This window comes from Vibrio sp. 10N.222.52.B12, from assembly GCF_002875385.1.
Lineage (GTDB): Bacteria > Pseudomonadota > Gammaproteobacteria > Enterobacterales > Vibrionaceae > Vibrio > Vibrio jasicida.
The window spans coordinates 1-729 of record NZ_MDAW01000046.1; the positions used below are offsets into that span (position 1 = coordinate 1).

At 39.0% G+C, this 729-nt stretch carries 1 protein-coding gene; it reads right to left on the bottom strand.

The features are described from left to right. Window positions 1-92: 92 nt before the first annotated feature. On the bottom strand, window positions 93-545 hold the full coding sequence (locus BCT11_RS03280) for a hypothetical protein (RefSeq protein WP_241908971.1): 453 nt from the start codon (window positions 543-545) through the stop codon (window positions 93-95). Window positions 546-729 lie beyond the last annotated feature (184 nt).

Sequence of the window (729 nt, forward strand, 5' to 3'; positions counted from 1 at the left end):
TAACGCCGCGTTAAGGTGTGAGTAACGCAATACCTAAGCCTCGGCATTGCGCCTTAAACATTTAAATTAACGCATGGTAAAAATGCCACGCGTTACGAATCACTCTTGAACGCTTTGTTAGGTTTGTTTTTACTACGTGGTAAACACTTTAACCATACCAGCACAGGCAAGACCAACAAGCCCGTTAACATTATATCTGCTACCGTATGATAGCCTTGATATAGCATCAACAAACAATACGATAACATTGATATTATCGTTATAGACCTTACCATTTTTCCTATAAAACATAGGGTTACCACAAAAACCAATGCCAAGGCAGTGTGAGTGCTATAATCAAGTTCAATGGACGCAAAAGCGCCAAGGTACTTATCTGCAAACATTAATGTATAAATGTAAAGCGCACCAAAAAACGTTGTTACTACATCGATACAGGCACTTCTTACACCTGAACTAAACCCCTTTCTTACAAACCAAAGTAACGACAAAATACCTAGCAGAGGCACATATGAATCAGCGATGGCATCTAATTGTTGATAAGTCATTCTATAAACTCCCGAACTCCTGTTCATGCACATTCCACCGTACACAATAGCGAAGAAAGACATTAAACCTAGACTCATTCGCTATCGGACAAAGCAAGCAAAAATAACTCAGAATTGAGTTAGAAACGAGCATTATTCATTTGCGACTTTGACACAAGGATATTTACCGAAAAAACCTAACGCC

Excerpts from the sequence above, each read along its gene's own strand:
- BCT11_RS03280 (WP_241908971.1), bottom strand. The coding sequence starts at position 545 with ATGACTTATCAACAATTAGATGCCATCGCTGATTCATATGTGCCTCTG.